The organism is Flavobacterium sp. ARAG 55.4, assembly GCF_051846875.1.
Classification (GTDB): domain Bacteria; phylum Bacteroidota; class Bacteroidia; order Flavobacteriales; family Flavobacteriaceae; genus Flavobacterium; species Flavobacterium plantiphilum.
Map to the genome: position 1 here is coordinate 107,600 of NZ_JBPYCT010000012.1, position 26,392 is coordinate 133,991.

A 26,392-nucleotide genomic window follows, 5' to 3' on the forward strand; every position below is an offset into this window, starting at 1 on the left:
CATGTCTTTTAGTTTCCTAAAACCTCTGTGAGCAAATTCGCTTCTGTACCATTAGGAAAATCAATTTTAATCTTCTGAGCAATGGTTGGTGCTATCTGAGTAATTACTTTTTTATCAAAAGATTCACCTTTTTTAATATTCCAGCCATAAAATAACAAAGGTACATGCGTATCATAGCTATAAGGAGTTCCGTGAGAAGTTCCTTTTCCTTCATGTTCAATATAACCCGGCTTATCTAAAATAACCAAATCTCCATTTTGTTTAGGATCATAACCTTTAGTAATATAATTTAAAAAATAATCTGCAGTTGTTCCTGCCAGAATTTCTTCTTCGGTATATACACGTTTTACCTGTGGCATTTTCATTAAAAAATCTTTAAAAGCTACTTTCACTTTATCTAATGAAAGTCCTTTTTCCTGAATTTGTTTCTGATCGAAAAACAGATTAAAATTAGAGTAATTCAAAACCAAATCAGTTCCAAAAGTAGCTTGTGAGAATTCACGTAATTGAGTGGATAACTTTTTATAGTCTACAGCTTCAACTGCATATTTATTGTCTTTTAAGAAATTCACATTTTCTGCAGCCGCATGGTCAGCTGTCAAAAACAACAGGTAATTATCTTTACCCACTTTTTTATCCAAATAAGCCAGAAAATCGGCAATAGTTTCATCCAAACGCAAATAAGTATCCTGAACTTCTCTGGAACGTGGTCCGGTTAAATGCCCGATATAATCCGTTGAAGAAAAGCTAACAGCTAAAAAATCAGTATCGTTATCCAGACCTAAATTCTCTTTTGCAATGGCTTCTTTGGCAAAGTCAGCAACGATATTGTTTCCAAAAGGAGTAGATTTAATCACTTTTGCTCCTTTTTCAGCATACATTGCTTTTAGATTATAAGGAAAAACCGGTTTTTTACTTCCGTACAAAAGACCTTCATACGGATTATCATCTGCTAAACTTTTGCTGTAAACAGATTCCGGTTTAAACAAAGTCCATTCATTACTTAAATAAGTTTCATACGTCTTTTTTGCATTGAATTCAGAAACCCAATCAGGTAGTTGTTTTCCGTAGAAAGTACTGGAAATAAAATTTCCTGAATCACTCATCCAAAAAGCCCAGTTAGCAAAATGTCCCGCAGGAAGTATTGCCCCACGATCTTTAACACTGATGCCGATAACTTTTCCTTTAAAATTAGTAGCCATCCTTAATTCATCCGTTACGGTTGTGCTTTCTAAATTAAGCGGAGACATTTTACCTTCATCTGAATCTCCGGTTCCTAAAATTGTAACCGAAGCATCATCTGTACAATATCTTGATTTTCCAATAGATTTATCAAACCAGGTATTCCCAACAATCCCGTGTATTGCCGGAGTTGTTCCGGTATAAATTGATGCATGACCCGGACCTGTATAAGTAGGCATATAATTATAATGCGTATTATGAAATACATAACCATCATTCATTAATCTCTTAAAACCATTCGCTGAAAAATCATCCGAGAAACGATAGAGGTATTCCATCTTCATCTGGTCCACCACAATTCCTACTACCAGTTTGGGTCTTTGCTGCGCAGAGCCATTAAATATTGCCAGTGAGGCAAAAAGTAAAAATATTCTTTTCATAATAAAATTTAGATATAAAAGCAAAAATACAAATTAAACCAAGAGCTAATATTATCAAATAGTTATGGAAACCATTAAATGAAGAAAAAAAACAACAGTAATATGGAACCAAATTATACGCTTGCTTATACAAATCATGTTTTAAAAAGTTATTTTTGTAATTATAAAAGTGATAATCCTCTGAGATTAAAAAAAAAAAATCGAAACAAGCATATAATGAAATACCCTTATCCACTATTTTTTATAATTTTATTTGGTATTCTGATAAGCTTTAGTTCCTGTGCTGCTACCGGTAAATGGAATAGCAAGGCTACAGCGACTACTATTGCATACAAAGCAACCGAATCCAAAAATCCAATAAAAGATTACGCCGGCAATTATGTAACAGTAGTGTATTTAAAAAATCTTTCTTTTAAAAAAATTGGACAAAACAGCATAAAAAAAGATGTTCAGTGGTTACTCTCTCAGGGATACCGTGTAATCGAACTGGATTATAAAAAAAATAAAAATGCAAAAGCTTTAAAAATAAACGAAGACATTATTGCTATAAATGACTCTATTTCGGCAGGAAGTTTTTGTAATTTAAAAAACTGCTCACAATACAAATCATATGTTTTATTTGAAGGTTATCGTATAGCCAGAGATGTCAGCTATTTTGTTGATGACCCAACTGTTTATAATACACCGGAACAATATACAGTTGGAGATTCATTGCATATGGATATTATTTATCCGGCGAATCCAAAGGTAAAAGTACCTACTATTTTATCCTTTTCTTACAGCAACAGCTATGCAAATTACGATCAGGAAAAAGGAAAATTAACCGATGCGTACAAAGATCAAAGAGTAAATCTTGCTTACACGTTTGGAGGATTTAATGACTCTTTTCTTGAAGGAACTCCTGCTCATGGGATGGCCTGGGCTATTGCCGATCATCCTAAATATTGTCCGTGGGGCAAAGGGAAACCAATTAATGGGGCTAATGACACTTATAAATCATATCAAACTAACCCTGACGCAGCTCAAAAAGTTAAATCAGCCGTCAGAACCTTACGTGCTTTTACTAATAAAATGGGACTTTCGGACAAAATAGGTATTTTCGGTTTTTCAAGAGGTTCTACTGCAGGTTCTATGGCTATTGGCGACAAAGAAGTACCAGCACTGGAAAATGCCGGATTTAATGTTGGTGTTTCAGATGCTGTACAAGCTGCAGCGCTGGGTCCCGGAGTTTTTGATTACACACTTATTTACGACAAAACCAATGACGGGGATAAAAATATGGAATTAAGATGTCCCTGGATTTGGGGATCTTTAGAAAAAAACCGTGAACTATGGGAGTCTATGGGATCTTATTCTTTGGTTGAAACAGCTGCCACTGCTCCTACGCTGTTTTTTTACAATACTGATGACGACCTTTATTATCAGGATCAGATAGCACATCTTAAAAATAAATTAGACAAGCTGAATGTTCCCACTGCTACATTAGTAAATTACGGAAAAGGACATGCTGTACCGGAAACAGCTTTTGCTTTAAACACTCTTTACAGTTTCTTTAAAAATTATCTGAACCCTCCAAGGTTGATAAAAAACCAGAATGAGTAAATTGAGACATATAAAAAAATTCTGTCTTTTTTTAAGTCCAAAAACACCGTTAAAAAAAACCAAACAACTTCTAACTATTTTGTTAATTATTATTTTAATTTATTCCAAATAACACATTGTAAAACCAAATTTAGCTCATACATTTGCACCGTTATTTTAAATAAATCCAAATAATAATGAAAAGATTTTTTCTGCCTTCAATAACACTATTATTTTCTCTATCTGCTCAAGCTCAGGAAGTAGCTTCTGCACAGGAACATCAAAGTTCAATACAAATTAACTCTACTCCTTTTGACACTATTAAAAACAAAAAAGGAGAAATCTTAAATGAGATTATCGTTACCGGAAACAAACCACAAAAACCGGTATCAGCAGCAAGATCTGGAATTAAACCTATGGACTTACCACAAAGTGTTCAGGTCATAGACAATCAAATCATCACACAACAACAGGCTATCCGCTTAAGTGAGGTGATTAAAAATGCCAATGGTGTCTATGTAGGTTCTGCACGTGGCGGAACTCAGGAATCTTTTTGGTCAAGAGGTTATGATATGGGAGCCAATAATATGTTTAAAAATGGATTTCGTTATAATGCCGGTTCAATTCCGGAGGTTTCATCGTTAGAAAGAGTAGAATTCTTAAAAGGAGGCTCTGCATTATTGTATGGTAATGTTGCCCCTGGAGGGATTTTAAATCTAGTTACTAAAACCCCTCAATTTACAAAAGGCGGTGAGATTTCCATGCAGATTGGAAGCTATGATTTCTACAAGCCTTCCATTGATTTTTATGGTCCGTTGAATAAGCATATTGCTTATCGTTTTAACGGATCTTATGAAAACTCAAAAAGTTTTAGAGATTACGTGAAAAACGATCGTATCTATTTTAACCCTTCCTTTTTATTTAACATCTCTGAAAAAACACATATTACAGTTCAGGGAGATTATTTAAGTGCCGATTGGACTCCTGATTTTGGTACCGGAATTATTGGAGAAACTGTTTTAGATCTTCCGCGAAACATTTACTTTGGAGCATTATGGTCAACCGGAAATACGAAGTCAGCCAGTGCTTCTATATTATTCAATCATGATTTTAATAAAAACTGGAAATTAAGTTTCAACAGTTCATTTCAATCGTACAGAAGAACACAAAAATCTACAGCTCAGATGAATGGTGTCACTTCTAGTGGAGACTGGAAACGTGGATTAACTCAAGCCGATGCAGCCGAAAGAATTTTTGGAGATCAATTAAGCTTACAAGGAACATTTTACACAGGAAGCATCAAACACCAAATATTTACAGGCGTTGATTATGAAAATTCGATTGCACCAAGTTATAGCTTTGCTTTTGCTTTAGCAGATTATGGTACAATTAATCTTTTTGATTATGATTACAGCACACAAAGTACCGACATTCCTTTCTCACAATCTACACAACTAGCGACTACTAATACACAGCGTTTTGGAGCATATGCACAGGATTTAATATCAATTACTGATTATATTAAAGTTTTGGGAGGCATTCGTTGGTCTTGGCAAGAAGCAGAAGTTGATACCGAAGTTTATGCTACCGGAGTTACAACAACTAGTGCTAAAACATTCAACAGAGCTTATTCTCCAAAAGGAGGACTGGTTATTCAACCTGATAAAGAAACATCCTTATTTGCCAGTTATTCGAATTCTTTTACTCCAAATACAGGGACAACAGTTGATTTACAACCATTAGAACCTACAATTATTGATCAATATGAAGTGGGAATCAAAAAAGATTTCTGGAAAGGAATTTTAAGTACAAATGTTACTTTATACCAAATAACCAACAATAATTTAGCTCAGACAGCTCAATTTCAGGCCGACGGAGTGACACTGAACGTAAACAACAACTTAAAAGAATTAGTAGGAGCTACAAAAGGAAAAGGTTTCGAGATTGATGTTACTGCTAAACCTGTTGAAGGGTTAAACATTCTGGCAGGTTATAGTTTTAATGAAACAAAAATTTCTAAATCTTCAGGAACCAACGGGAGTCTTGTAGTAGGTGATATTTTAGCCCGAACACCAAAACACACTGCTAATTTAAGCTTTTTCTACAAACTCCCTGGGGGTATGTTAAAAGGATTAAGTTTTGGAGCTATCGCAAATTATATCGGAGACAGAACCGGAGGATGGAATGACCGTTATGTCTGGACAGAAAATAAACCCGCAACCACTCCGAAAACATATACAGTAACTATTGAAGACAGAGACATTCCGTTAAAAGGTTATGCTACAGTAGATGCCTCTGTAGGTTATGAATGGAAAAAAATCTCCGTTTTATGCAAATTATCAAATATTACTAACGAATTGAACTATACCGTACACGAAAATTACAGTGTAAATCCAATCGCTCCTCGTCAAATAATGGCTAGTTTAAAATACAAATTATAAAACCTTTCCGGTTATTTTCTAAAAGCTCCTCTTAATCCAGGAGCTTTTTTTGTTTTAAGAGTAATTAAAATATTACTTATATTTAAACTATTCTAAATCAACCACAACAGAAATGAAGAAAATAACCAAAGAAGACATCAGTCAGGAAATATTTGACTTATACGATGATTATGCTCATAACAAAATCGAAAGAAGACAGTTTATAGAAAAACTATCTGTATTTGCTGTTGGTACACTTACACTTCCGTCATTATTGAGTTTTATAACACCCGATTATGTGAATTCAATCACAATTCAGCCTGATGATCCCAGAATCGATTCGGATTACATTACTTACGAATCACCAAAAGGCGGAGGAAAAATCAAAGGTTTACTTTCTAAACCGGCTAAAATAAATAAAAAATTACCCGGAGTAATCGTGGTTCACGAAAACCGTGGTTTAAATCCCTACATAGAAGATGTGGGACGTCGCACTGCTGTGGATGGTTTTATCAGTTTGGCACCGGATGCCCTGACTCCGTTAGGTGGCTATCCCGGCAATGATGACGAAGGAAGGGAAATGCAGAAAAAAAGAGACCGTTATGAAATGCTCGAAGATTTTATTGCTGCTTATTATTATTTAAAAAATCATCAGGATTGCGATGGTAACATTGGTGTGGTGGGATTTTGTTTCGGCGGATGGATTGCTAATTTAATGGCAGTAAAAATACCAAGCTTAAAAGCGGCAGTTCCTTTTTACGGGGGACAACCTACAGCCGAAGAAGCCGAACAGATTAAAACACCTTTATTATTACAATATGCAGGTTTAGACACCAGAGTCAATGCAGGCTGGCCAGCTTTCGAAACCATACTGAATCAGAATAAAGTCGAAAACACCGCACATATTTACCCGAATGTTAATCATGGATTTCACAATAACACTACACCGAGATATGATGAAAAAGCAGCAACATTAGCATGGGCACGAACCATTGATTTTTTTAAAGAAAATTTAAAATAAAATACACCTGCTTTTTACCGCAAATTCGCAAATTTTATAGAATAGTTATTCTTAAATAATTTGCGAATTTGCGGTAATTTTTTAATTCTCCCAATCTATCGAAATTAATCTACTAATTTGAAATAATAAATGGTATTAATTTAATTTCAAATCATTTAATAGTACCTTTGCAGCTCAAATAAATACAATGAGATTACACAGAAACTTAGTATATACTACTATCGATTCTCTAAATGCAATATTTAACGAAGGAGAATATGCGGATAAAGTAGTAGCAAGAGCATTAAAAAAAGACAAGCGTTGGGGAAGCTCCGACAGGAAATTTGTTGCTGAAACCATTTACGAAATTGTTCGCTGGAAAAGATTATACGCTGAAATTGCCGAAGTAAAAGAACCTTTTGACAGAGATAATCTTTGGAGAATGTTTGCTGTTTGGGCGGTTTTAAGAGGTTATCCAATACCTGACTGGCGCCAATTAGAAGGCACTCCGGAGAGAAAAATTAAAGGCCGTTTTGACGAACTTTCAAAAATAAGACCGCTTAAAGAATCGATTCCGGACTGGATGGATGAGCTGGGCGTTAAAGAATTAGGCGAAAAAGTATGGGCTAAAGAAATCGCTGCGCAAAACCAACCTGCCAAAGTTATCCTGCGAACCAACACCCTAAAAACCAATAAAGAAAGTCTTAGAGCTACTTTGATGGATTTAGATATCGAAACCGAATATTTAAAAGACCAACCAGATGCTTTGGTTTTAAAAGAACGTGCAAATGTTTTTATGACCGATGCTTTTAAACAGGGTTTATTTGAAGTTCAGGACGCTAATTCCCAGTTAGTCGCTGCTTTTCTTGATGTAAAGCCCGGAATGCGGGTGGTAGACACTTGCGCCGGGGCGGGTGGAAAAACATTACACATGGCAGCCTTAATGGAAAATAAAGGTCAATTAATTGCAATGGATTTATATGAAAGTAAATTAAAGCAATTAAAATTAAGAGCCAAACGTGACGGTGCCTTCAACATCGAATACCGCATTATAGACACTACAAAAGTGATTAAAAAACTACATGAAAAAGCAGATCGCGTATTGATTGATGCTCCTTGTAGCGGTTTAGGTGTTTTAAAAAGAAACCCTGATGCGAAATGGAAACTCAAACCTGAGTTTATTGATAACATTAGAAAAGTACAATCAGAAGTTTTAGAAAGCTACTCTAAAATTGTAAAACCAGGTGGAAAATTGGTTTATGCAACCTGTTCTATTTTACCTTCAGAAAATCAAAAGCAAGTTGAACGTTTTTTAACTACCGAAATTGGAAAACAATTCACCTTTATAAAAGACCATAAAATCTTAGCTTCAGAATCCGGTTTTGACGGATTTTATATGGCTTTGATGGAACGTAAAGAAAATCCAGTGAAAGAGAATAAAGAAGCCAGAGAAAAGAAAACAGAATAAAGAATATAGCTTTTAGTTTAAATCTTAGATTCTTCATAATTCAAAAAAAAATCCTCGCATACACGAGGATTTTTTTTATCTGTTTTCTAGCTTCTTTATTCTGTTTTCTTTTCTCTGAATTAGTCATTCATAGAAATCAAAAACTCTTCGTTATTTCTGGTTTTTCTAAAACGATCGTTTATAAATTCCATTGCCTCCACAGGATTCATATCTGAAAGATACTTTCTCATAATCCACATTCTTTGTAAGGTATCTTTATCTAATAATAAATCATCACGACGTGTACTCGAAGAAGTCAAATCAATTGCAGGGAAGATACGTTTATTGGCAATTTTTCTATCCAATTGTAATTCCATATTACCCGTACCTTTAAATTCTTCGAAAATAACCTCATCCATTTTAGAACCTGTTTCTGTTAAAGCAGTTGCAATAATACTTAAAGAACCACCTTTTTCAACATTTCGGGCAGCTCCAAAGAATCGTTTTGGCTTTTGCAACGCATTAGCATCCACACCACCACTTAATACTTTACCTGAAGCTGGCTGAACTGTATTGTAAGCTCTGGCTAACCGCGTAATGGAGTCTAAAAGAATCACTACATCATGTCCACATTCTACTAAACGTTTTGATTTTTCAAGAACAATATTGGCAATCTTAACATGCTCCTGTGGCTCTCTGTCAAAAGTAGAAGCAATAACTTCACCACGGACAGAACGCTGCATATCAGTTACCTCTTCCGGACGTTCGTCAATCAGTAAAACAATAAGATATACTTCAGGATGATTCGCAGCAATAGCATTCGCTATTTCTTTCAGCAACATGGTTTTACCCGTTTTAGGCTGGGCTACAATCATACCACGTTGTCCTTTTCCTATTGGTGAAAACAAATCGATAATACGTGTTGAAATAGAACTGTCTCTTTCGGCTAATTTGAATTTTTCTGATGGAAAAACCGGAGTTAAATGTTCAAATGAAATTCGGTCTCTGACAACCTGCGGGTCATGTCCATTAATTTTCAGTACACGAACTAAAGGGAAAAATTTCTCTCCTTCTTTTGGAGGTCTAACCACTCCTTTTACAGTATCTCCTGTTTTTAGACCAAACAATCGAATTTGTGAAGTTGATAAATAAATATCATCCGGAGAAGCTAAATAATTATAATCGGATGAACGTAAAAATCCGTAACCATCAGGCATCATTTCCAGAACGCCTTCACTTTCTATAATACCATCAAATTCAAAATCAGAATCTCTGAAATTATTCTTCTTATTTTTAAAATTAGGATTTTGATTCTGGTTTTGGTTTGGATTTGGTTTATTTTGATTTACCTCGTCAGTTCGCTTACGCTCGTGTGGATTTATTTTCTTTTGAGGGGTTTGAACTGTAGCATCATTTGAAACTTCTTCAGACCTTGTTTCATTCTCCGCCTCGGTTTGTTTTACTGTATCCTGATTTTCCTTGTCCTTTTTTAAAGCTATTTTCTTTTCATAAGTTGCTTTATTGAACTTTCCGGCTTTAGCTCTTCCGGCAACAGTTTCTTGTACTGTTCCTTCTTTTTGCTCATTTACAACTTCTGCTTCTTCCACTGCAACCGGCGCATCAGGCTGAGCTGATTCCCCTTCCTCATTTTCTACTCCATTCTTCACAGCTGCATTAGCTTTGTTTTTTATAATTGCCGGTTTCTTTGCGGGGGCAATCCGTTGCCTTTTAGGCTTATCATCTGTAACAGTAGCAGCAGTTTCTTCTGTTGCAGTTGTTGCTAAAGAATTTTGAAAATCCAAAATACTGGTAATTAAGGCATCCTTTTTTACACCATTGTACTTTATTGTTTTAGCAGCTTTAGCTATTTGTTGAAGCTCAGAAAGCTTCATTTCCTTTAATGCCGAAATATCAAACATGAATGTTCTATGAATTTAATTAAAATGGGGAATCTTGAAAAAAGATTGGGTGTGTTTTTTTTATTATGAATTCACCGCAGTATGAAGTGCTTACGGTATTATATTGCAATAATACGAATAAAATTTTATCATACAATAGTATTTTATGAAAAGAAAATATATTTTTGTACTACAATATTGAGATAATGATACAAAGAATTCAAACCATATATTTACTTATAGCTTTTGTAGTTACGGGTATTTTGCCTTTTATTTTTCCATTATGGACACTTAATGACGGTAAATCATTTCTGTTTATGCAAAACCAATTATATGTAATTTTATTTGGATTAAGCACAACACTATCTTTATTAAGTATTTTATCCTATAAAAAAAGACAAAATCAATTTGTTCTGGGCAGATTGAATATCATATTAAATTTGATTTTATTAGGATTGTTTTTATATCATTCACTAAATTTATCTGGAGAAACTCCTGAAGTTTCTGAGAAAGGTATTGGGATGTTTCTACCTATTTTAGCCATTGTAGCTTTAGTTTTAGCAAATAAGGCAATCAAAAAGGATGAAGATCTTGTAAAATCTGTGGATCGATTGAGGTAAACCTATAAATTTTAATTTATTAGTGCGAAGGAAACCCGAATTTTACATTCGGGTTTTTTTGTGATCTTTTTTTTATACATTTGAAGATACTAGAAATCATTTTATGGAAACCCCTATACGAATTCATATCGCCGACGACCATCAGGTACTAATTGTGGGCATGCGCACGCTGTTGAATGCTATTCCAAACTTTCAGGTCATAGGGTATTCTTTAAAAGGAACAACCCTTTATGAAGAAGTGAGCAACAACGCTACCGATATATTAATTTTAGATATCAGCATGCCTGAAAAAGACGGCATAGAAGTATTAAAAGAATTTTCAAAAAAAGGATTTCCCTGCAAAGTAATTGTACTCTCGACCTATGATGATATTAAAATAATTCAGGAAGTCATGAAATTAGGTGCCAGCGGCTACCTGACTAAACAATGTGCAGGTGAAAACATTGTTGAAGCCATTGAAGTTGTAAGTAATAATGAGGAATATTTTTGCAGCAGAGTACGTGAAATAATTTTTTCTTCGGCTACCAAAAACAACTCAAAACTAAATAAAAGTAATCTCAATCCTGATTATCAGTTAACCTCAAGAGAAATTGAAATTATTACATTAATTGCGTTAGAATTTAGCGGAAAAGAAATTTCAGATCAGTTATTCATTAGTGCCAATACTGTAGAAACGCACCGCAAAAATATTATGAAAAAATTACAGGCTAAAAACACCATTAGCTTAGTCAAATTTGCTTTAAAAAATAATTTAATAAAATCTTAGATTTCAATTTATACCGGCATGTACTATCAACGCATCTACTATTTATTGTTGGCACTATTTATTAGTGTTACGAATCTGGTATATGCCCAAACTGAAAATTCATTACATACTAAAACTACTGCGCTCACTCAGGAAGCGACCCGATTAATGAGAGCTGAGAATTATGAAAAATCATTAATTCTTTCGCGTCATGCTTTAAGCAAAGCAATTTCACTAAAGGACAATAACTTAATTGCACTTTCTTATAATACCATCGCTGCTAATTTTGATCAGTTGGCAGAATATGAAAAAGCACTATTCTATTATAAAAAAGGACTTGTTTATGCCAATAAGACTAACAATAACCACCTGAAAAACTGGATACACAACAACTTAGGGAATATTTATTGTTTTGACAAAAAAGAATATTCAAAAGGAATTTATCATTACAAAGAATCACTGGAATACAGCATAAAATCTGCCGACTCTTCAGAATTTTTTTTAACAAAACTGAATATTACCTGGGCCTATTTTGATATTAATAAGTTTAGCTTAGGACTTCCTTATCTTAACTATATCAATAAACATCATAAAAAACATAGTGATGAAACCACAATCGTAGCATTAAAAATGCTAAACGGCATGTATTATTCCCATTTAAATAAGGCAGAGAAAGCTACATTTTATTTTGAACACGCTATTAAACTGGGAGAAGAAGGAAATGAAAAGTCAGATTTATCATTTGCTTATCAGGAATATTCAAAATTTTTATTCAAAACAAATCATTTTAAAGAAGCATATGAATACCTTAAGGCTTACAATGAACTGACCGCAAAAATTAACAATGAAGATAAATTAAAAAAACTAAATGTTGCCGGTATAAATCTCGAAATCGATGAATACAAACGAGAAATTGACAATATCAAAACCGAGTACAAAACACAACACCAAATTTTGCTGGAAAAACAATCCAAAAATAAGTTGTACAGTATAACGATTATATCAATACTGCTTTTAATTATAGTTTTCTTTTATTTATATTTCCAAAACAATAAATTAAAACAAAAAAATAAACTCAAAAATATTGAAAGTAAAATCCAGGAAAATATAATTACTGCTTCTATAAATGGACAAGAAATAGAACGGAAAAAAATTGCTGCCTTCTTACATGATAACATCAGCGCTTTACTTTCATCCGCAGCTTTACATCTTAGTGTTTTTTCAACAAAAAATAAAAACAACTCTGAAGAAATAACAAAAACTAAAGCCATTCTGATACAGGCACATTATAAAATACGCGACTTATCACACCAGCTTTTACCATCGTTATTAGCGCGTTTTGGATTGTTTTTTGCGCTGAATGATTTATGCGAAATGAATTCAAACTCTACTATTCATTTTGAATATTCCAGTAGTGTTTCTAATGAGACACGCTACAATGAAGATTACGAAATGAGAATGTATTTCATAATCAGTGAATTATTAAACAACATTATCAAACACAGTGAAGCAAATAAAGCCAAGCTTAGTTTAAAAGAAGTAAATTCACAATTGCGCATTGTAGTAAGCGATAATGGTAAAGGTTTTGAAATCAATCAATTTCAAACTATTGAAGGTTTTGGACTAAACCAGATTAAGGCCAGAATAAACACAATGAATGGAAAATTTAAAATCATTTCAAAACCTAAAGAAGGAACCCGAATTGAGATTATAGTTCCCATCGAATACGCTGTTTAATCAGACTCTTTTTCCCAGTTCAATAATTTCCAAATCCTTAATTTTATCTCCTTCAATAACAAACCGCAGCATCGTACGAACCTGATGAAATCCATTTTTCCCGCAAGCGCCGGGATTCATATGTAAGAGATTATGTTTTTTATCGAACATCACTTTTAAAATATGCGAATGTCCGCAAATGAATAATTGAGGAGGATTAGCTGCCATTTCAGCTTTTATATTCGGATTGTATTTCCCCGGATATCCGCCAATATGGGTAATCCATACTGAAACTTCTTCACACATAAACCGGTTGTGCAACGGAAATTCCAAACGTGCCTGAGCATCATCGATATTTCCGTAAACAGCACGCAAGGGTTTTATTTTTTTTAAAGTATCAGTTACTTTCAAATCACCAATATCTCCGGCATGCCAAACCTCATCAGCTTGGTGCACATATTTCAAAATAGCATCGTCCATATAACTGTGCGTGTCAGAAAGCAAAAGGATTTTTTTCATTTATTTTTATATCTGATATTTTAGTGCGCTAAGATACTAAGTTTTCTAAAGCACCAAAACTGCTTACCATTTCAACTCCAGAATGTTTGTTTTAAAAAAACTGGGCTTGTATAATTTGTGGCGAAAACTTTTTAAATCCAAACACCCTGTTCAAATGTGTCATCAGGCATTAACAAAAACTTAGCAGCCGGGCAACTCACTACCTTAACTACTTTTTTGTACCTTTGAAACTCTGAAACTTTGAGATTACAAACTTGAGATATTTTATAAAATTAGCCTACAACGGAACCGCTTATCATGGTTGGCAAATTCAGCCTAATGCTGCTTCGGTACAGGAAACGCTGAACAAAGCTTTTTCCGTTTTATTACATTCGGATATCAGTTTAATGGGAGCCGGACGTACTGATACAGGAGTACATGCCAGCGAAATGTATGCTCATTTTAATTTTAAAGCTGATTTTGATATTCCAAAATTAATTCACAAGCTCAATTCCTATCTTCCTAAAGACATTGTTATTTATAGTATTTTCCCTGTTGACAGTGAAGCACACGCTCGTTTTGATGCAACTAAAAGAACCTACGAATACCATATCAATAGTTACAAAGATGTTTTTTCGCAAGAGCAAAGTTGGTACTTCCACCAAGAGTTAGATATTGATTTAATGAATAAAGCTGCCAAATTATTACTCAACCATACTGATTTTCAAAGTTTTTCAAAGGTAAATACAGATGTAAATACATTTGATTGTACTATTTTTGAAGCGTATTGGAAAAAGGAAGGAAATAAATTGATTTTTACCATTTCAGCCAATCGGTTTTTGAGAAATATGGTGCGTTCTATAGTGGGAACTCTGGTAAATATTGGTTTACACAAAATAACATTAGCCGATTTCAACACTATAATCGAAAGTAAAAGTAGAGAAAAAGCCGGATTTTCGGTTCCGGCACACGGATTGTATTTAACTAAAATTGAATATCCATATATAGATGATTAGTAATTAGTTACTAGTCATTAGTAGTAAAATCTAAGAACTAAAGACTAATTTTGAAAATATACCATTTCCCTAGCCCTGATGGCAATGGAAATCCTTGTGAAGCCGGGTTTCGGCGAACAAGATTGTAATGAACAGCAGGAAATAGCTCCTAAAGAAAACTGATATTAATTCAGCTTAAAAAAAAAATGAAAGCAAAAGCATTCGACACCCGGTTATTCAAACGAATATTACAATATACGAAGCCGTATCAATGGCGTTTTAATGGCGTAGTAATTTTTGCCATTTCGTTATCTCTTTTTGCTGCTTTACGCCCGTATTTACTGAAACAAACAGTAGATGGCTACATCCAGACCGAAGATGCTAACGGACTTTTACTATACATCAGTTTAATGGGGATTGTACTTTTACTGGAGGTTTTTTCCCAATTTTATTTTGTGTATTGGGCAAACTGGCTGGGGCAGGATATTGTAAAAGATATCCGGATTAAACTGTTCAGACACATTTTGAGTTTCCGAATGAAATATTTTGATTTGGTTCCTGTTGGCCAACTTGTAACCCGATCCGTTTCTGACATTGAATCCATTGCACGAATTTTTAGTCAGGGGCTTTTTATGATTATAAGTGACCTGATGAAAATGGTTGTTGTACTTATTTTTATGTTTTACATGAACTGGAAACTAACCTGGATTGTAATTGTGGCTATGCCAATTTTAGTTTTTATTACCCGAATTTTCCAACGCAAAATGCAGGTTGCTTTTGAAGAAGTACGTACCCAGATTGCTAACATGAATACTTTTGTGCAAGAACGCGTTACCGGAATGAAAATTGTACAACTGTTCAACCGGGAAGAAATCGAATCGGAAAAATTTAAAGATATTAATGAAAAACATCAGAATGCCTGGATAAAAACCATACTTTATAACTCTATCTTCTTCCCTATTGCCGATATAATTTCGTCGTTAACACTTGGATTTATTGTGCTTTACGGAGGAATTAAAATTCTGAATGGAGATAATTTCACTACTTTTGGAGATTTATTTTCCTATACAATGTTTATCGGAATGCTGTTCAACCCTTTACGCCAGATTGCTGATAAATTCAACGAGATGCAACTGGGAATGATTGCTGCTAATCGTGTTTTTGAAATTATTGATACCCAAGATCAAATCCAGGATACCGGAAAAATTGAAGCGCCTGTTTTTGATGGAAATATTACTTTTAAAGATGTTCACTTCAGTTATATTGAGGACGAAGAAGTAATTAAAGGTATTGATTTAAAGGTAAATTCAGGTGATACCATTGCTATTGTAGGTTCTACCGGAGCCGGAAAATCTACTATTATCAATTTATTAAACCGTTTCTACGAAATAAAAAGCGGAACGATTTGTATTGATAATAATAATATCGAAAACTATACTTTGAGTTCACTAAGAAAACAAATTGCGATTGTATTGCAAGACGTTTTCCTTTTTGCGGATACCATTTACAACAACATTACGCTAAATAATCCTGAAATTAGCCGTGAAAATGTTTATGCTGCCGCAAAAGAAATAGGGGTCCATAATTTCATCATGAGCTTACCTGATAATTATGATTTTGACGTAAAAGAACGCGGAGTAATGCTTTCTTCCGGACAACGCCAACTGATTGCTTTTTTAAGAGCTTATGTGAGCAATCCAAGCATTTTGATTTTAGACGAAGCCACTTCTTCTATTGATACTTATTCCGAAGAATTAATTCAGCGGGCTACAGAAACGATTACTAAGGGAAGAACTTCGATTGTGATTGCACATCGATTAGCGACCATTGTTAATGCCGATAAAATTGTAGTTATGGACAAAGGATTAATCGTTGAAGAAGGCACACATCAGGAATTGATTAACAAAGAATCGGGCTATTATAAAAACCTTTATGATTCTCAGTTTTCACTGGCTCAATAAATATGATTCCATCTCAAACCATATTACAAGCAAGCAATATAAGCATTGGTTATTCGGATAAAAAAGAACAGACCATAATAGCTTCTGATATCGACCTGACCTTAGAAAAAGGGAAACTCATTGCTCTTATTGGTGCTAATGGTGTTGGAAAATCGACTTTATTACGCACCATTACCGGAATTCAAAAAACAATTTCCGGAACAGTTTTTTTAAACGAAAACAACGTGCACCAAATGAATGCTTTGGCTTTAGCCAAAAATTTAAGTCTTGTTCTGACTGAGAAATTACCCCCTAGTAATCTCACGGTATTTGAACTGGTCGCACTGGGCAGGCAGCCGTACACTAACTGGATAGGTACCTTAACAACTGGAGATACTGAAAAAGTGAATCAGGCATTAGCACTTACCCAAATTGAACATCTGGCTTCCAAAAAACATTATGAAATCAGCGACGGACAATTACAAAAAGTTCTGGTAGCAAGAGCTCTTGCACAGGACACACCTTTGATTATTTTAGATGAGCCTACCACACATTTGGATTTATTACATAAAGTTGCCTTATTTAAACTTCTGAAAAAACTCACTCAGGAGACTCAAAAATGTATTTTATTTTCTACTCATGATATTGATATGGCGATTCAATTAAGCGACGAAATGATTATCATGACTCCTGAAACTGTGATGCAGGATGAACCTTGCAATTTTATTGCAAAAGGAAGTTTTAATACATTGTTCAAAGATGAACATATTGTTTTTGATGCTACGAAAGGAAAGTTTGTAATTTCTTAACAGCAAAGAGCACAAAGTTTTTCACTAAGTTTACTAAGAAAATCTATTTTCTGCTTTCTGCTTTCTAAATTCTTCTTCCTGCAATCTGCCTTTTAGCTTCTCCAACTACAAAAGCCACCGAATTAGCAATATTAAAACTCCTGATTAAAGGAGACATGGGAATTTTTAATTGATTTTTTTTATCAAACAAAGCTAAAAATTCCGTACTCAAACCAACACTTTCTTTCCCAAAAACCAACCAGTCACCATCCTGAAATTCGGTTTCTAAATACGATTGCTCCGCATGAGAACTCATAAGAAAAACCCGTGATTGATCCGGAATCTGTTCCAACCATTCACTTACATTCTGATATTCAGTCACGTCAAGATGTACCCAATAATCCAAACCCGAGCGTTTTAAATTTTTATCATTAATAACAAATCCAAACGGATGTATCAGATGCAAACGACTTTCGGTTCCTACACACAAACGACCAATATTTCCGGTATTATTAGGTATTTCAGGTTCTACTAAAACAATGTTGAGCATTATGATTTGTTTATTCGGTTATTTGTTTATTGTCCTTGACATTATATATCATTGAAATTGCTATTGAAATTTTCCACTTCAATCACTTCACCTGATTGTAAATCATTCAAATGAACGTTTCCTATCCGAACACGCACCAATCGTAAGGTTGGAAATCCAACAGCAGCAGTCATTTTACGCACCTGACGAAACTTTCCTTCATTGACCGTTATCGAAGCCCAGGAAGTGGGTCCATGACGCTCGTCACGGATTTTTTTTCCTCTGGCCCCAAAATTAGGAATTTCCTTTATGAATTGCGCTTCGCAGGGTTTGGTAATATACTTAGTCCCGTTAAAACCTATTTCAACTCCTTTTTTAAGTGCTTCAATAGCTTCCTGAGTTATTATTCCGTCTACCTGAACATAATATTCTTTATCGACTTTCTTAGAACGAATTTGTTCACTTACTTTCCCATCAGTTGTGAGTAATAATAAACCTTCTGAATCTTCGTCTAAACGACCAATAGCCATTGTTCCCTCAGGAAAATCATGTAATTCCCCCAACAATTTCTTTTTCCGTTTCAATTCATATATAAATTGACTCAGATAGCCATAAGGTTTATGTAAAATAAAATGCTGATGTGGCATGAGCTAAATAAAATTTAGCGCAAAAATAAACAAATCAGCCCAGTCTTACTCCTTTTTGAAGTGATTTAAAAAGAGACATTCAATCCAAAATTTAAAATCAGCTGAAACTGATTGAAATTCTGATTCTGTACTGGCTGTGTATAATAATTCATACCCGGTTCTACAAAAACTTTTGTCTTTTTAAATAATTCATACTGTAAAGTACTGCTTAAAACGGTTCCAAAAACCACATCATTTACTTCTTGATTTTCACCAATCAGATTATTATCCAGTAATACTTTATTGGAAATCATTTTACCTATAAATCCTCCGGTATTCATGTTGATTCTAGCTTTTCCTTTATTTAAAATAGCATACGAAATCTCCATGGGCATTTCAATATACTGTACTTTTTGAGATAAATCTCCTTTTTGATAAAAAGTAGTACTGGCTAAAGCTGTATTTTTTTCAGCATTGTTGTTAGGTATAAATAAATAATTAGAATTAGTAGAAATTGCTCCTTTTTCCTGCGGTGAAGCAAAAGGTGCCTTAGATATATTAAGGAGATTCTCAGACTGATTCACATAGGAAACATTAGCCACCTGCTGCCCTAATTCACTTATTTTCAAACCCGTACTTACCGCCCACCGGCTATTGAGTTTGTAATTTGTTTTTACACCGTAACTATGCCCTTTTTGGGATTCAATCGTATTCCCTAATGTTTTTTGGTTTTTTAAATTCTGAGAACTATTTACTCCCGCAAACACCTGCAATGACCATCTATCTTCAATTACTGCTTTTTTCTGTTGATTTTCCTGTCCTTTTGCAATAGCAGCCAGAGCATTTTCTTCCAAACTTGCTGAAGCTAAATTATCTTTTATCTTAACATCTTTTTTTTCTATACTGGCTGTATTTGATTCCGCAATTTGATTTCCTTTTTCAGCGATTCCGTTGTCTTTTATTTGATTTTTATTTTCTTCTGAACCTTTAAACGATACATTATCTTTGTTTGATGTTATCACAACAGCTTTGTCGTTATGAGACGGCTGATTTTTTTCTCTAACTATAACAGTTGGTTCATTTACTGACGAAGATTTTTCCGAATTTTCATTTTCAACTAATGAATTTGAAATTTTACTGTTAATAATGTTCTCTTGTTTTCCTTTATTGGGAATCACTTTATTACTTACCTTGTCTTTTTCCTCGCTGTCACTGGATTTTAACTGATTAACGACTCCATTCTTAACAGGATTAGTCATTAAATTGTCTTTAGAGCCGGAATTAAAAGTGATAAAAAGTCCTAAACCTATCACTAAACTTGCAGCAACGAACCACCAATAAGGCAATGCTGTTTTCTTATCAGGATGGTCTAATTTTTCCTCAATCCCCATCCATAAATCATCCGGAGGATTTTTAGAAAAATCTTCCAGTGAAGAAAATAGTTTCTCTATGTTATCTTTTTTCATAATATCTTTTGTTGCCTTCTTTTTTAACTATTTTTCGAAGCCATTAATGCTGTTATTTTTTTTTGTAAATTACTTTTTGCCCTGTTCAGATTAGATTTAGAAGTTCCTTCTGAAATATTTAGTAAAACAGCAATTTCTTTATGTTTCATTTTTTCAAAAAAATACAGATTAAATACTAAGCGGTACTGATCCGGTAATTGCTGAATAATTTCTAATAATTTTTCCTGAGGAAGTGAAAAAGAAACTATATCCTCTTCATCATCGACCAGATCTTCCTGATACATTTCATCTACAAAAAGAACATCCCTTTTCCTCTTATTTAAAGTTTCTATTAGCTTGTTAATAAAAATCCGTTTGAGCCAGCCTTCAAAACTGCCTTCAAACCTATATTGACTCATTTTTTGAAACGCAATCACAAATGCTTCCTGAAAAACATCTTTGGCATCCTCTTCATTCTTCATATATTTAAGACACAGACCATACAATACAGGAGCAAACAACTGATAAATCTTCTGTTGTCCTCCTCTATCATTTTCGATACATTTTCGGATATAATGGTCTAATGGTTCTTTCAAAAAATTAACTCTTAAAACAGTTTAACGGAAACAAAATTAAAAATTCACTTAGTATATGTCAAAACATACCCGTCTGCAAAATTATCCTGGATACTCAGATTCGTATTATCAAGTGACTGAATTACATAAGCCATATCATTAAAAGTCAATAAATAATGTTGTTTATCATCAAAGATACTGTTTCCCTTTGTGATTGTATAAGTATAATTTCCTGTTTCTACCTCATTAGTAAAAACAGTCACTTTTTTATTGGTATTAAAAACTAATTTCTTATCAACTCCTGTTCCCTGCGGAGTTATTATCTCTTTTCCGTTTATTCCTCCTCTGGATTGTTTCCAATACCAGGTTCCGTAAATAGCTGTTACATTTTGAGTTTCGTTTTCTTCATTTTTACATCCTGAAACGACAAAAAAAAGTATAAAAACAGACAAAAACAAAATGCTTAGCTTTCTCATAACACGAATTCGGTTTAGTTATAAATAGATTGATAAGTATATAAATGGTTGCGTTAAAACAGTTTAAAAAAGTAATACTGATTTGAATAAAAAAAGAGGCAGAATCATCATTAATCTTTATTTTTGCTTACTTTACCTGTAAAACTATTATATGTCAGATCTTTTTCCGTTTTTATTGTCGTTTATTATTGCTCTTTCCATTGGAATTTTTATTGGAAAACTGCTGTTTTCTGCTCGCTTTCTGTCCGAAAAAACAAGTCTGGAAGAAAAATTAATTTCGTTTAATTCACAAATCAATCAATTGAGAGAACAACTTTCAAATGAGAAAATCCAGTTTGAAAAACAATTAGCAATCAGTAATCAGGAAAAAGAAACTATTCGAAACGAAAAAGACAGTCTGGCCATCCAGCTTTCAAAAAAAGAAGTAGATTTTGATAATCTCTGGGAAAGAAACAAAGAACAAAAAGACGAAGTAGAAAAATTACAGGAGAAATTCACCAAAGAATTTGAAAATCTGGCTAATAAAATTTTAGACGAAAAATCGAATAAGTTTACAGAGCAGAATAAAGAAAACATGAAAAACATCTTGTCTCCATTACAGGATAAAATTCAGTTATTCGAAAAGAAAGTCGAAGATACCCATAAAGAAAGTATCGATTACCATGCGGCTTTACGCCAACAAATTCTGGGATTACGGGAAATGAATCTTCAGATGAGTAAAGAAACCCTGAATTTGACAAAAGCTTTAAAAGGTGACAGTAAAATGCAGGGAAACTGGGGCGAACTCGTTTTAGAACGTGTGCTGGAGAAATCAGGACTGGAAAAAGGACGCGAATATGAAGTACAACAAAGTTTTACTTCTCAGGATGGAAATCGTGTTTTTCCTGATGTGGTGATTAATTTACCTGACGGAAAAAAGATGATTGTGGATTCAAAAGTTTCTCTGACAGCTTATGAAAAATACATCAATGAAGAAGACGATGCTTTAAAAATTATTTATCTAAAAGAGCATGTTAATTCCATCAAACGACATGTAGAACAATTAGGAAATAAAAGTTATCAGGATTTATATCAGATAGAAAGTCCTGATTTTGTATTACTTTTTATCCCTATCGAACCCGCCTTTGCCATTGCCTTAAATGAAGACAGCGCTATGTACAATAAGGCATTCGAAAAAAACATTGTAATTGTTACACCGGCTACACTATTAGCCACTTTACGTACTATTGACAGTATGTGGACCAATCAGAAACAACAGGAAAATGCTTTTGAAATTGCGCGCCAGGCAGGTGCTTTATATGACAAATTTGAAGGTTTTGTAGCCGATTTGATTAAAATTGGTAAAAAGATTGACGAAACAAAAACCGAATATAGCGGAGCTATGAACAAACTGGTGGACGGCAGCGGAAACCTAATCGTACGGGTAGAAAAGTTAAAAAAGATGGGAGCCAAAGCTAAAAAAGCACTCCCGGAAAGTATCCTGGCCCGGGCACAAAAAGATGACAATAAATTGATTGATTAAACCGCTACAGCTTTTAAAGCGAAAAAGTTTTTTTTACTTTTTTCAGGAGAAATAAAAGAACTGATTTCAGGTATATTTCATTTCTTTTTATTAGGATTTTTGGCATTTTTTTTCTAACTTTAAGTAGAAAAATTGTAGTTGCCATGAAAAAAATAGTACTTTTATTTTTTTTAAGTTTTCCAATAGTTGCTCAGGACAAGAAAATGACAACTAATGGCAGGATTACTTTTGAGGCTTCAGTTCCTTTTTATGAAGCAGTAGCGGCAGAAAACAATAAACTTCATGTGTTTTTCAATACTAAAAACGGGAATATTACTTTTGTGACGCTAATTCAGGATTTTCAATTTGAAAGAAGTCTGATGCAGGATCATTTTAACGCTAATTATATGGAAAGCAAAAAATATCCAAAAGCCATTTTTAAAGGTCAAATTGAAAAATTATCTTTTCAAAAAATCAATGACATACCAAATGAATATTACATTAAAGGAAAAATCAACATTCATGGTGTAACTAAAAACATCAGAGTGCCTGCAACACTTTATAAAACAAACAAAGATAAAATTTCCATTCAATCTGATTTTACATTAAACACTGATGATTTTAAGATTGACATTCCTTTTATAGTACGCAGCAAAATATCTAAAAATGTAAATGTATCAGTCAATGCTGAACTTCAATAATCATACGACCAAACAATCTTTCAGTGTAGCTTCTAAATTGGTATGTCTGAATTCAAAACCGAGTGTCCTGATTTTTGCATTGGAAACTCTTCTCCCTGTTAAAAGCAATTTAGACATTTCGCCCAAAACTAATCGGATCAAAAATGAAGGGACATTAGGCAACCATAATTTATATCCATACACTTTTGCTAGAACCCTTGAAAATGACTCATTAGTAGTATCATCAGAAACAGCCGCATTATAAGCTCCTCGCATTTCCGGATTTTGTATGGCTTCTAAATATATCCTGCACAAATCATCAATATGAATCCAGGGCATGTATTGTTTTCCGGAACCTAAAACAGCTCCCAGTTTAAATTTAAAAACAGGAGCTAATTTTTTTAAAAAACCAACATTTTCACCCATCACTAAACCAGTACGAATTTTTACAGTTCTAATTCCTACTTTCTCAAAAGTATCAGCCGCTGCTTCCCATTTCTGACAAGTCAATCCTAAGAAATCATTTGCAGGCTGCATTTCTTCATGGCAAATAGCCCGACCGTTCATAGCACCATAAATTCCTACTGCTGATGCGGAAGCAAAAGCTTCTATTTGTTTATTCATTTTTACCAATGTGACATACAGCAATTTTGCAGCTTGTTCTCTGCTCGCTACAATTTCTTTTTTACGCTTACTAGTCCAGGGTTTTCCAGCAATATTAGCACCTGATAAATGAATAATATAATCTGCTTTTTGAACTGCCTCTTCTTCCATCGTTTGTTTTTCAACATCCCATGTATAGTAAAAAACAGTTTCGGTATTTTCTTTTTTTGTCCTGCTCAAGATAGAAACCGAAAAGCCATTGGCAACTAACAATTTCGTTAGATGCCTTCCAACAAATCCAGTTCCCCCGCTTATCAGTATGTTTTTTTTCATAAAATCACTTTTTGCAGTTTATTTCAAAGATACAAACTTATTTTGTTTAACATTAACACATTATGGTTAAACAATTCATTATCTTTATATTCTAAATAAAACTTATAAAAAATGGCAACTAAAAAAATAAAACTCACTAAAGACGCAGTTGTATCCATGTATATGGATTACACATTAGAACACAATGAAAAACCAAAATCAGTATATCTCTTTTCTAAAATAAATGGATTTACAGAAGCAGAATTTTATACATTCTTTGGGAATTTAGAAAGTATCGAAAAAGAAATCTATACTTTGTTTTTACAAAAAACGGTTGAATTGCTTTCTAAAGATCCAAACTACGAATCGTATGATATGAAAAGTAAACTATTAAGTTTTTACTTTACATTTTTCGAACTACTGGCTGCTAACAGAAGTTATGTTACAATGAGTCTGAACGAAAACAAGAATCAGTTAAAAAACCTGATGCAGCTTTCAGGCTTAAGAACTCATTTTAAAAATTTCATTGCCGGAATCACTTCAGACGAAGTAAGAATTCAACAAGAAAAAATACAGGAATTTCAGGAAAAAGCAATTCAGGAAAGTGCATGGATTCAATTTCTATTCACATTAAAATTCTGGCTTGAAGACGGTTCTCCTAATTTTGAAAAAACCGATGTTTATATTGAAAAATCCGTGAAATTAAGTTTTGAATTAATAAATGTAGCACCTCTCAATAGCTTAATCGATTTTGGAAAATTTATTTTTAAAGAAAAAATGCAACATAACTCATGAAAACAATCGATTATATCCCCACTTCAAAAATTGAGCGCGCAACCAAACTGGTACAAACCGGAGCTAAAATAGGTGTTAATTATTTAAAATATTATGGTGAAAAAATAGTCAATTCTGACTTAAGCCGTGATAAATTAAACGAGAATAATGCTGAAGATATTTATGACGGATTAAAGAGCCTGAAAGGAAGTGCGCTTAAAGTGGCACAAATGCTGAGCATGGACAAGAATTTCCTGCCTCAGGCTTACGTAGAAAAATTTTCATTGTCGCAGTTTTCTGTTCCACCGCTTTCGGCACCATTAGTTTTAAAAACCTTCAAATCTAATTTTGGCAAAACGCCTTATGAAATTTTTGATGAATTTAATGCTGATTCAGTCAATGCGGCGAGTATTGGTCAGGTGCATCTTGCAGTAAAAGACAACAAAAAACTAGCAGTAAAAATCCAATATCCTGGTGTGGCTAACAGCATTTCTTCTGATTTGGCTCTGGTTAAACCAATAGCTATCCGAATGTTTAATCTGCAGGGAAAAGATTCCGATAAATATTTTAAAGAAGTAGAAGATAAACTAATTGAAGAGACCAACTATTTACTGGAACTTAAACAAAGTAAGGAAGTAGCAGAGGCTTGTAAAAAAATAGAGAATCTGGTTTTTCCGGAATATTATCCTGAGTTTTCTTCAGAGAAAATTATTACAATGGACTGGATGACAGGAGTACATTTATCAGAATTTAAAAATTCAAATCCGGAAATTGCTAATAAAACAGGTCAAGCACTTTGGGATTTTTACATGTACCAAATTCATATTCTGAAAAAAGTTCATGCTGATCCGCATCCGGGAAATTTCCTGATTAATGATAAAAAGGAATTGGTAGCTCTTGATTTTGGATGCATGAAACAAATTCCGAATGACTTTTACATTCCTTATTTCGAACTCATCAATAAAGATATTATTGATGATACTGAACTTTTTCGAAAAAAATTATTCGAACTAGAAATCCTGAGAACGGATGACACTCCGAAAGAAATTACTTATTTCACCCAAATGTTCTATGATTTACTATCTCTTTTTACCAAACCCTTCCAAACGGAAACTTTTGATTTTTCAGATGAAATATTCTTTGCTAACATAGCTCAATTAGGAGAACGTTTTTCTAAAGATACCAATCTTAAAAAAATGAATGGAAACCGCGGCTCCAAACATTTTATTTATATGAACAGAACTTTCTTTGGTTTATACAACCTGATGTTCGACCTGAAGGCTAAAATTGTGGTTAATAATTATTTAAAATATCAAGATGAAAATTGAATTTTCTGACTTAGATAAAGACCGCATCATTGAAATGGCCTGGGAAGACCGTACCACTTTTGAGGCTATAGAGTTGCAATTTGGTTTAAAAGAAGAACAGGTTATTAATTTGATGCGTCGTGAAATGAAGTCATCAAGTTTTAAAATGTGGCGGAAAAGAGTGCAAGCTCGTAAAACTAAACATGAGAAGCTAAGAAGTTTTACAGAAGGGCGTTTTAAATGCAGCAGACAGAGACAGATTAATAAAAATAAAATTTCAAAAAGATAATTCAA

The 26,392-nt window shown here is 33.6% G+C and carries 24 protein-coding genes; 15 read left to right on the forward strand and 9 right to left on the reverse strand.

Annotation, left to right across the window (positions count from 1 at the left end; all coding sequences use genetic code 11):
* Positions 1-8: 8 nt before the first annotated feature.
* A complete protein-coding gene (gene pafA / locus ACSV4D_RS13905) occupies positions 9-1,622 on the reverse strand; it encodes an alkaline phosphatase PafA (protein WP_439228726.1) in 1,614 nt (537 codons plus the stop codon).
* Positions 1,623-1,838: 216 nt separating this feature from the next.
* On the opposite strand from pafA, the gene ACSV4D_RS13910 reads away from it, so the two are divergent.
* From ACSV4D_RS13910 to ACSV4D_RS13925, 4 genes are all read left to right on the forward strand, one after another.
* On the forward strand, positions 1,839-3,224 hold the full coding sequence (locus ACSV4D_RS13910) for an alpha/beta hydrolase family protein (protein WP_439228727.1): 1,386 nt from the start codon (positions 1,839-1,841) through the stop codon (positions 3,222-3,224).
* A 176-nt stretch (positions 3,225-3,400) separates the two neighbouring features.
* Positions 3,401-5,644, forward strand: coding sequence for a TonB-dependent siderophore receptor (locus ACSV4D_RS13915; RefSeq protein ID WP_439228728.1), 2,244 nt, complete (start codon positions 3,401-3,403; stop codon positions 5,642-5,644).
* Positions 5,645-5,756: 112 nt separating this feature from the next.
* The gene (locus ACSV4D_RS13920; RefSeq protein ID WP_439228729.1) at positions 5,757-6,644 is read left to right on the forward strand and encodes a dienelactone hydrolase family protein; all 888 of its coding nucleotides are present in this window, start codon (positions 5,757-5,759) and stop codon (positions 6,642-6,644) included.
* 187 nt (positions 6,645-6,831) lie between these two features.
* Complete coding sequence (locus tag ACSV4D_RS13925; protein ID WP_439228730.1) at positions 6,832-8,091, forward strand: RsmB/NOP family class I SAM-dependent RNA methyltransferase; 1,260 nt, start codon at positions 6,832-6,834, stop codon at positions 8,089-8,091.
* A gap of 119 nt (positions 8,092-8,210) precedes the next feature.
* Here ACSV4D_RS13925 and rho read toward each other — a convergent pair whose 3' ends face one another.
* Positions 8,211-9,989: a transcription termination factor Rho gene (gene rho / locus ACSV4D_RS13930; protein WP_439228731.1), complete on the reverse strand. Its 1,779-nt coding sequence runs from the start codon at positions 9,987-9,989 to the stop codon at positions 8,211-8,213.
* 185 nt (positions 9,990-10,174) lie between these two features.
* Here rho and ACSV4D_RS13935 point away from each other — a divergent pair, with 185 nt between their 5' ends.
* From ACSV4D_RS13935 to ACSV4D_RS13945, 3 genes are all read left to right on the forward strand, one after another.
* Positions 10,175-10,588 carry a DUF4293 domain-containing protein gene (locus tag ACSV4D_RS13935; protein WP_408082567.1) on the forward strand — a complete coding sequence of 138 codons (414 nt, stop codon included), beginning with the start codon at positions 10,175-10,177 and terminating at the stop codon, positions 10,586-10,588.
* A 103-nt stretch (positions 10,589-10,691) separates the two neighbouring features.
* On the forward strand, positions 10,692-11,354 hold the full coding sequence (locus tag ACSV4D_RS13940) for a response regulator (RefSeq protein WP_408082568.1): 663 nt from the start codon (positions 10,692-10,694) through the stop codon (positions 11,352-11,354).
* Between the two features lie 18 nt (positions 11,355-11,372).
* Positions 11,373-13,070 carry an ATP-binding protein gene (locus ACSV4D_RS13945; RefSeq protein WP_439228732.1) on the forward strand — a complete coding sequence of 566 codons (1,698 nt, stop codon included), beginning with the start codon at positions 11,373-11,375 and terminating at the stop codon, positions 13,068-13,070.
* Here ACSV4D_RS13945 and ACSV4D_RS13950 read toward each other — a convergent pair whose 3' ends face one another.
* A complete protein-coding gene (locus ACSV4D_RS13950) occupies positions 13,071-13,568 on the reverse strand; it encodes a metallophosphoesterase family protein (protein ID WP_408082570.1) in 498 nt (165 codons plus the stop codon).
* 254 nt (positions 13,569-13,822) lie between these two features.
* Between ACSV4D_RS13950 and truA the strand changes: the two genes are divergently transcribed.
* The 3 genes from truA (at position 13,823) to ACSV4D_RS13965 (ending at position 17,291) form a co-directional block, all read left to right on the forward strand.
* Entirely contained in the window at positions 13,823-14,563 is a 741-nt protein-coding gene (gene truA / locus ACSV4D_RS13955) for a tRNA pseudouridine(38-40) synthase TruA (protein WP_439228733.1), read from the forward strand.
* A gap of 185 nt (positions 14,564-14,748) precedes the next feature.
* Positions 14,749-16,503: an ABC transporter ATP-binding protein gene (locus ACSV4D_RS13960; protein WP_439228734.1), complete on the forward strand. Its 1,755-nt coding sequence runs from the start codon at positions 14,749-14,751 to the stop codon at positions 16,501-16,503.
* A 2-nt stretch (positions 16,504-16,505) separates the two neighbouring features.
* A complete protein-coding gene (locus tag ACSV4D_RS13965; protein WP_439228735.1) occupies positions 16,506-17,291 on the forward strand; it encodes an ABC transporter ATP-binding protein in 786 nt (261 codons plus the stop codon).
* A gap of 64 nt (positions 17,292-17,355) precedes the next feature.
* Here ACSV4D_RS13965 and ACSV4D_RS13970 read toward each other — a convergent pair whose 3' ends face one another.
* The 5 genes from ACSV4D_RS13970 to ACSV4D_RS13990 form a co-directional block, all read right to left on the reverse strand.
* The gene (locus tag ACSV4D_RS13970; protein ID WP_439228736.1) at positions 17,356-17,820 is read right to left on the reverse strand and encodes a tRNA (cytidine(34)-2'-O)-methyltransferase; all 465 of its coding nucleotides are present in this window, start codon (positions 17,818-17,820) and stop codon (positions 17,356-17,358) included.
* Between the two features lie 41 nt (positions 17,821-17,861).
* Positions 17,862-18,446: a pseudouridine synthase gene (locus ACSV4D_RS13975; protein ID WP_439228737.1), complete on the reverse strand. Its 585-nt coding sequence runs from the start codon at positions 18,444-18,446 to the stop codon at positions 17,862-17,864.
* A 65-nt stretch (positions 18,447-18,511) separates the two neighbouring features.
* Complete coding sequence (locus tag ACSV4D_RS13980; protein WP_439228738.1) at positions 18,512-19,891, reverse strand: hypothetical protein; 1,380 nt, start codon at positions 19,889-19,891, stop codon at positions 18,512-18,514.
* 23 nt (positions 19,892-19,914) lie between these two features.
* Positions 19,915-20,466 (reverse strand): RNA polymerase sigma factor, encoded by a 552-nt coding sequence (locus tag ACSV4D_RS13985; protein WP_408082577.1) that lies wholly within the window; start codon positions 20,464-20,466, stop codon positions 19,915-19,917.
* 44 nt (positions 20,467-20,510) lie between these two features.
* Positions 20,511-20,921 (reverse strand): hypothetical protein, encoded by a 411-nt coding sequence (locus tag ACSV4D_RS13990; protein WP_439228739.1) that lies wholly within the window; start codon positions 20,919-20,921, stop codon positions 20,511-20,513.
* Positions 20,922-21,072: 151 nt separating this feature from the next.
* Between ACSV4D_RS13990 and rmuC the strand changes: the two genes are divergently transcribed.
* Positions 21,073-22,443: a DNA recombination protein RmuC gene (gene rmuC / locus ACSV4D_RS13995; RefSeq protein WP_439228740.1), complete on the forward strand. Its 1,371-nt coding sequence runs from the start codon at positions 21,073-21,075 to the stop codon at positions 22,441-22,443.
* A 143-nt stretch (positions 22,444-22,586) separates the two neighbouring features.
* The gene (locus ACSV4D_RS14000) at positions 22,587-23,123 is read left to right on the forward strand and encodes a YceI family protein (RefSeq protein WP_439228741.1); all 537 of its coding nucleotides are present in this window, start codon (positions 22,587-22,589) and stop codon (positions 23,121-23,123) included.
* On the opposite strand, the gene ACSV4D_RS14005 is transcribed toward ACSV4D_RS14000, so the two are convergent.
* Positions 23,124-24,038 carry a TIGR01777 family oxidoreductase gene (locus ACSV4D_RS14005; protein ID WP_439228742.1) on the reverse strand — a complete coding sequence of 305 codons (915 nt, stop codon included), beginning with the start codon at positions 24,036-24,038 and terminating at the stop codon, positions 23,124-23,126.
* 111 nt (positions 24,039-24,149) lie between these two features.
* On the opposite strand from ACSV4D_RS14005, the gene ACSV4D_RS14010 reads away from it, so the two are divergent.
* The 3 genes from ACSV4D_RS14010 to ACSV4D_RS14020 are packed head-to-tail and all read left to right on the forward strand — an operon-like array spanning position 24,150 to position 26,387.
* Positions 24,150-24,812 carry a TetR family transcriptional regulator C-terminal domain-containing protein gene (locus tag ACSV4D_RS14010; RefSeq protein ID WP_439228743.1) on the forward strand — a complete coding sequence of 221 codons (663 nt, stop codon included), beginning with the start codon at positions 24,150-24,152 and terminating at the stop codon, positions 24,810-24,812.
* On the forward strand, positions 24,809-26,119 hold the full coding sequence (locus tag ACSV4D_RS14015; RefSeq protein ID WP_439228744.1) for an ABC1 kinase family protein: 1,311 nt from the start codon (positions 24,809-24,811) through the stop codon (positions 26,117-26,119). Before ACSV4D_RS14010 ends, ACSV4D_RS14015 begins: the two co-directional genes overlap by 4 nt.
* Positions 26,109-26,387 (forward strand): TIGR03643 family protein, encoded by a 279-nt coding sequence (locus tag ACSV4D_RS14020; RefSeq protein WP_439228745.1) that lies wholly within the window; start codon positions 26,109-26,111, stop codon positions 26,385-26,387. The genes ACSV4D_RS14015 and ACSV4D_RS14020 overlap by 11 nt, the downstream gene beginning before the upstream one ends.
* The last annotated feature ends 5 nt before the right edge of the window (positions 26,388-26,392 follow it).

What these genes read in the sequence shown, in the direction of transcription:
- pafA (WP_439228726.1), bottom strand. Translation starts at nt 1,622, where the DNA reads ATGAAAAGAATATTTTTACTTTTTGCCTCACTGGCAATATTTAATGGC.
- ACSV4D_RS13910 (WP_439228727.1), top strand. Translation starts at nt 1,839, where the DNA reads ATGAAATACCCTTATCCACTATTTTTTATAATTTTATTTGGTATTCTG.
- ACSV4D_RS13915 (WP_439228728.1), top strand. Translation starts at nt 3,401, where the DNA reads ATGAAAAGATTTTTTCTGCCTTCAATAACACTATTATTTTCTCTATCT.
- ACSV4D_RS13920 (WP_439228729.1), top strand. Translation starts at nt 5,757, where the DNA reads ATGAAGAAAATAACCAAAGAAGACATCAGTCAGGAAATATTTGACTTA.
- ACSV4D_RS13925 (WP_439228730.1), top strand. Translation starts at nt 6,832, where the DNA reads ATGAGATTACACAGAAACTTAGTATATACTACTATCGATTCTCTAAAT.
- rho (WP_439228731.1), bottom strand. Translation starts at nt 9,989, where the DNA reads ATGTTTGATATTTCGGCATTAAAGGAAATGAAGCTTTCTGAGCTTCAA.
- ACSV4D_RS13935 (WP_408082567.1), top strand. Translation starts at nt 10,175, where the DNA reads ATGATACAAAGAATTCAAACCATATATTTACTTATAGCTTTTGTAGTT.
- ACSV4D_RS13940 (WP_408082568.1), top strand. Translation starts at nt 10,692, where the DNA reads ATGGAAACCCCTATACGAATTCATATCGCCGACGACCATCAGGTACTA.
- ACSV4D_RS13945 (WP_439228732.1), top strand. Translation starts at nt 11,373, where the DNA reads ATGTACTATCAACGCATCTACTATTTATTGTTGGCACTATTTATTAGT.
- ACSV4D_RS13950 (WP_408082570.1), bottom strand. Translation starts at nt 13,568, where the DNA reads ATGAAAAAAATCCTTTTGCTTTCTGACACGCACAGTTATATGGACGAT.
- ACSV4D_RS13960 (WP_439228734.1), top strand. Translation starts at nt 14,749, where the DNA reads ATGAAAGCAAAAGCATTCGACACCCGGTTATTCAAACGAATATTACAA.
- ACSV4D_RS13965 (WP_439228735.1), top strand. Translation starts at nt 16,506, where the DNA reads ATGATTCCATCTCAAACCATATTACAAGCAAGCAATATAAGCATTGGT.
- ACSV4D_RS13970 (WP_439228736.1), bottom strand. Translation starts at nt 17,820, where the DNA reads ATGCTCAACATTGTTTTAGTAGAACCTGAAATACCTAATAATACCGGA.
- ACSV4D_RS13975 (WP_439228737.1), bottom strand. Translation starts at nt 18,446, where the DNA reads ATGCCACATCAGCATTTTATTTTACATAAACCTTATGGCTATCTGAGT.
- ACSV4D_RS13980 (WP_439228738.1), bottom strand. Translation starts at nt 19,891, where the DNA reads ATGAAAAAAGATAACATAGAGAAACTATTTTCTTCACTGGAAGATTTT.
- ACSV4D_RS13990 (WP_439228739.1), bottom strand. Translation starts at nt 20,921, where the DNA reads ATGAGAAAGCTAAGCATTTTGTTTTTGTCTGTTTTTATACTTTTTTTT.
- rmuC (WP_439228740.1), top strand. Translation starts at nt 21,073, where the DNA reads ATGTCAGATCTTTTTCCGTTTTTATTGTCGTTTATTATTGCTCTTTCC.
- ACSV4D_RS14000 (WP_439228741.1), top strand. Translation starts at nt 22,587, where the DNA reads ATGAAAAAAATAGTACTTTTATTTTTTTTAAGTTTTCCAATAGTTGCT.
- ACSV4D_RS14005 (WP_439228742.1), bottom strand. Translation starts at nt 24,038, where the DNA reads ATGAAAAAAAACATACTGATAAGCGGGGGAACTGGATTTGTTGGAAGG.
- ACSV4D_RS14010 (WP_439228743.1), top strand. Translation starts at nt 24,150, where the DNA reads ATGGCAACTAAAAAAATAAAACTCACTAAAGACGCAGTTGTATCCATG.
- ACSV4D_RS14015 (WP_439228744.1), top strand. Translation starts at nt 24,809, where the DNA reads ATGAAAACAATCGATTATATCCCCACTTCAAAAATTGAGCGCGCAACC.
- ACSV4D_RS14020 (WP_439228745.1), top strand. Translation starts at nt 26,109, where the DNA reads ATGAAAATTGAATTTTCTGACTTAGATAAAGACCGCATCATTGAAATG.